We start from the raw sequence: 4,584 nt of genomic DNA on the forward strand, positions 1-4,584 counted from the left end.
TTAATTTTCCACAATTAAAATCAGAATAAATTAAAAAGTCAAGGCGCATGTTGAATATGATTTTAAATTGAATGATACTAAATTAAATCTAAAAGAATCCAAGCTTATTTTTATCATAAGAAATAAGCATGTTTTTAGCTTGGCGATAGTGATTGAGCATCATCAAGTGGTTTTCTCTACCAAATCCAGATTTTTTATAACCTCCAAATGGTGCATGAGCTGGGTAATCGTGGTAGCAGTTGACCCATACTCTACCTGCTTTTATAGCTCTTGGAATTTGATATAGTTGATGAGCATCTCGTGTCCATACTCCAGCACCTAGTCCGTAAAGTGTATCGTTGGCAATTTCCAAAGCTTCAGCCTCATCTTTAAATTTACATACTGCGAGTACTGGACCAAAAATTTCCTCTTGGAAAATTCTCATTTTGTTGTGACCTTCCAAGATAGTTGGCTGAATATAAAAACCATCAGCATATTCTCCACTAGCTTTGAAAGCTTCTCCACCACAAAGCACTTTGGCACCTTCTTTTTTACCAATATCCATATAAGATAAAATCTTTTCATATTGATCGTTGGAGGCTTGTGCACCTACTTGGGTATTCATATTGAATGGGTCTCCCTGTATAATTGCTTTTGTACGCTCTACAACACGTTCCACAAACTTGTCATAAATGTCTTCCTGAACTAAAAGTCGCGATGGACATGTACAAACTTCACCTTGGTTAAAGGCAAAAAGAACGGCCCCTTCGATGCATTTATCCAAAAAAGCATCATCATGATCCATGACAGAATTAAAGAATACGTTTGGAGATTTTCCACCCAATTCCATAGTCACTGGGTTGAGGTTTTTGGATGCATATTGCATAATTAATTGACCAGTGGTGGTTTCGCCAGTAAATGCAACCTTATTAACTTTTGAACTTGAAGCTAATGGTTTACCTGCTTCAGGACCAAAACCATGGATGACATTTAAAACACCAGGTGGTAATAAATGACCAATTTTTTCCATAAGGAAAGTTGCTGAACTTGGTGTTTGCTCTGCGGGTTTTAAAACTACACAATTACCGGAAGCTAATGCCGGTGCTACTTTCCAAGCGAGCATAAGCATTGGAAAGTTCCAAGGTATAATTTGAGCAACGACACCCAAAGGCTCTTTTATGATTAATGAAAGTGTATTTTCGTTGAGCTCTGTGGCACTTCCTTCTTCTGCTCTTATAACAGAGGCAAAGTATCTAAAATGATCTACAGCCAAGGGAATATCTGCATTCACAGTTTCTCTTATGGCTTTACCGTTATCGTAAGTATCTATTGCGGCAAATTCGTTTAAATTTTCCTCTATAACATCAGCAATCTTTTGAAGAATAGACGCTCTATGAGCTGCTGATGTATTTCCCCAAGCCACTTTTGCGGCATTGGCAGCATCTACTGCTTTTTCTACATCTTCCTTCTGAGATCGTGGATATTTTGCAATAAATTGATTGTTGGTAGGAGACCTATTTTCAAAATATTGACCTCCAATAGGATCTACAAACTCTCCATTGATATAGTTTCCATACTTTTCTTTGAATTTTGGTTTTGAGTGATTCATAATATTATATGTTTAAAAATTAGAATTAGTTAAAAATAGACTATAAATTTTATTTAAAATATAATAATACTATCTTTAAATATCATTAATCTATTTATTTAAAATGTCCTTAGACTCAACTTTGCACAATCATATAAATTACAGAAAGATTGAAACTCTAGTAGAAAACAGAACAGTTTATTCTGCTGAATTTGCTGAAATGAATATTTATGAAACACATAAAAAAGCAAATCAGGTTTATCTAGAGTTTGATTGTCCTATTATAGCAAGTATGATTTCTGGAAGAAAAATCATGCATTTAAAAAATAAAGCCACTTTCGATTTTTTACCTGGCGAGTCTGTCGTACTTCCAGCTAAGAAGAAAATGATTATCGATTTTCCAGATGCAACCTTAGATTCTCCTACTCGATGTATGGCGCTAGGAATTGATTCTCAAAAAATTCAAGAAACTATAGATGTATACCAAAATGCAACTGAAATAGAAGAAAGTTTTACTTTAGGCTCAAACCTCAACTTATCTCCGTTACACTTAAATAATAATACTCAAGTACAACATCTTTTAGAAAGGCTTTTGCAAACTTTTAGTAGTGGGCATAAGTCTAAAGATGCGTTATTAGATGTTATGATAAAAGAGCTCATACTCCGTCTACTACAAACAAACGCTCGAGGAGCCTTATTAGATGAAAATTCTTATTTGTTCGATAACCATAGAATGGCTTTTGTCCTAAAATATATCAGAGAATATTATAAAGATGATATTACGGTAGAGGATTTGGCTGACAAGGCTTGTATGAGCAAATCTCATTTTTACAAAAGCTTCAAAAATACTTTGGGTGAAACTCCGATGGAGTATTTGAATAGTGAGCGGTTAAAACAAGCAAAAAAACTCATAAGAACAACCTCATCCAAGCTATCTGATATAGCTTTTTCTACCGGTTTTAATAGTTCTAGTTATTTCGTCACCCAATTCAAAAAACAGGAAGGTATGACACCTAGTCAATTCAGAAAATCTATTTTATATTAGCTTCGCAGAAATTGATGTTTACATCATATTTCACTCATTTACAGTTTATTTGTAACTTTTGTTTCACTCAATTTTTCAGATACTTTTTAATTTAGCTATATAATTCTAAAACTGTAATTATGAAAGTTGAAAAAATTCATAAAGGATGTATAGCTCATTTAGCTTATTACTTATAAAATAACGGAGAAGCTGCGATCTTTGATCTGCTGAGAGAAGTCCAGCCTTATATAGACAATACAATCAACAATGCTGCTAAATTAAAATATGTTTTTGAAATGTATTTTCACGCTAATTTTGTGAGAACTTATTTAGATTTGGCTAAAAAAACAGAAACTAATATTGTTTTTGGCACTTCTGCTAAATCTGATTTTGAAGCAGTCATTGCTGAAGATAATCAAGAATTTAAAGTTGGAGAGTATACGATTAAAGCGATTCATACTCCTAAACATACAATGGAGCTGACTACGTATTTACTTATAGATGAAACTGGAGAAATTATCATATTATTACAGGGGATATTTTATTTATTGGCGATGTGTGCCTTCCAGATCTAGCACAACATGTGATTGCTGATCTTATAGAAGAAAAGCTGGCAGCTCATGTTTTTGATTCTCTTAGAAATAAAATTATGTCATTGTTAGATGATTTGATAGTCTATCCTAATTATGGTGCGGGAGTGCATGTTGTAAAATACTGAGCAAGGAGACTACAGATACACTAGGTCATCAAAAAGAGACTAATTACCCACTAAGACCAAATATGACTAAAGAGGAATTCATAAAAGAATTACTCGAAGGATTAATTCCACCTCCTGGGTATTTTCCTAAAAATGTGCTGATGAAAATACAGGGCTACGAAAGTATTGATGATATCATAGAGAGGGGAGAGAAGCCTTTAAAGCCTAATGCATTTGCAGCTGTCGCTAACTAAACTATAGCTTTAATACTAGACACGAGAGAGGCTAAAGGTGTCCACAAGGCTTTTATTCCTAACAGTATAACTATCGGTTTAGATAATAATTTTGCGCAATGAATCGGCGAGTCGATTCCAGATATAAAACAGCAAACTTTATTATTATAAATACTTTTTCAAAACAGATAGAGGAATATTTAGGCTATAGAAGTATTGAGGAAGTCTTTGAAGAAGATGAGATACCAATAACCAACCAGGATTGTTATTCAACTTTTCTGTATAGAAAAAAATCCGTTATAAAGGAAAAAGCTTTATTTGAAGTTTTTTATAGGTGTAACCCACATTCTGTTTTAGGATTATTGTTCCAGCGACCATTTCTGTCCTCTCCTGGAACAGTGCAGTGTTGACAACCAATAGAATGATATCCTTTATCCACTAGAGGGTGAAAGGGTAAATCATGTGCTTTTATAAAATCGTCTCTTTGTTGTTTGCTTACGTCAACAAGAGGATAAAATTTAAGGATGTCACCTCTTTGCTCAAAAATATCTAGTGAGTTTCTATGGTCACTTTGCCATTCCATCAATCCTGATACCCAAATAGTATATTTATTTTTAATTACCTCAAGAGGTTTTACTTTATTAATAGAGCAGCATAGGTCTGGATTTTCAGACCAGGTCTTGTCTTTGGTTGTAAATTCATGTTCATGAGCCAAAGCTTTAACAGATTTTACATTGAGGTTGTAAGTTTCAGAAAGTTGTTTTTTATAATTTAAAGTCTCATCAAAATGATAGCCTGTATCAATGAAGTAAATAATCTGATCTGTATTTACTTCAGAAAATAATTTCAATAAGAATGCTGAGGTAGCTGCAAAAGAGCTTGTTAGCATTATCTCTGATTCATCAAAATCCTCATACAAAGCTTTGATGCGATCTATTAAATTTAAAGTCTTATATTTTTTGTTTAGTTTCTGTATTTCTTTTTCAGAAATGGTTCTCTTCTCCGCAATTTCACTCATTCTATCTCTAGATATTTAAACTTTGCAAATATAAGTAACTGTTTA

Annotated in this window: 3 protein-coding genes and 1 pseudogene; 2 read left to right on the forward strand and 2 right to left on the reverse strand. The window is 33.4% G+C overall.

The genetic code is table 11. From position 1 onward, the window contains the following. Nucleotides 1-88 precede the first annotated feature (88 nt). The gene (locus CXF67_RS08140; RefSeq protein WP_102088307.1) at nt 89-1,588 is read right to left on the reverse strand and encodes an aldehyde dehydrogenase family protein; all 1,500 of its coding nucleotides are present in this window, start codon (nt 1,586-1,588) and stop codon (nt 89-91) included. 103 nt (nt 1,589-1,691) lie between these two features. Between CXF67_RS08140 and CXF67_RS08145 the strand changes: the two genes are divergently transcribed. Beyond that, complete coding sequence (locus tag CXF67_RS08145; RefSeq protein ID WP_102088308.1) at nt 1,692-2,612, forward strand: AraC family transcriptional regulator; 921 nt, start codon at nt 1,692-1,694, stop codon at nt 2,610-2,612. Between the two features lie 119 nt (nt 2,613-2,731). After that, nucleotides 2,732-3,641 (forward strand): annotated as a pseudogene (locus CXF67_RS08150) (MBL fold metallo-hydrolase); the annotation flags it as partial. A 208-nt stretch (nt 3,642-3,849) separates the two neighbouring features. On the opposite strand, the gene CXF67_RS08155 reads toward CXF67_RS08150, so the two are convergent. Continuing rightward, nucleotides 3,850-4,539, reverse strand: a complete 690-nt coding sequence (locus tag CXF67_RS08155; RefSeq protein WP_102088309.1) for a phosphoadenylyl-sulfate reductase — start codon at nt 4,537-4,539, stop codon at nt 3,850-3,852. Nucleotides 4,540-4,584: the final 45 nt, after the last annotated feature.

The sequence above is a fragment of the Psychroflexus sp. MES1-P1E genome (assembly GCF_002836055.1).
GTDB lineage: Bacteria > Bacteroidota > Bacteroidia > Flavobacteriales > Flavobacteriaceae > Psychroflexus.

Excerpts from the sequence above, each read along its gene's own strand:
- CXF67_RS08140 (WP_102088307.1), bottom strand. The coding sequence starts at position 1,588 with ATGAATCACTCAAAACCAAAATTCAAAGAAAAGTATGGAAACTATATC.
- CXF67_RS08145 (WP_102088308.1), top strand. The coding sequence starts at position 1,692 with ATGTCCTTAGACTCAACTTTGCACAATCATATAAATTACAGAAAGATT.
- CXF67_RS08155 (WP_102088309.1), bottom strand. The coding sequence starts at position 4,539 with ATGAGTGAAATTGCGGAGAAGAGAACCATTTCTGAAAAAGAAATACAG.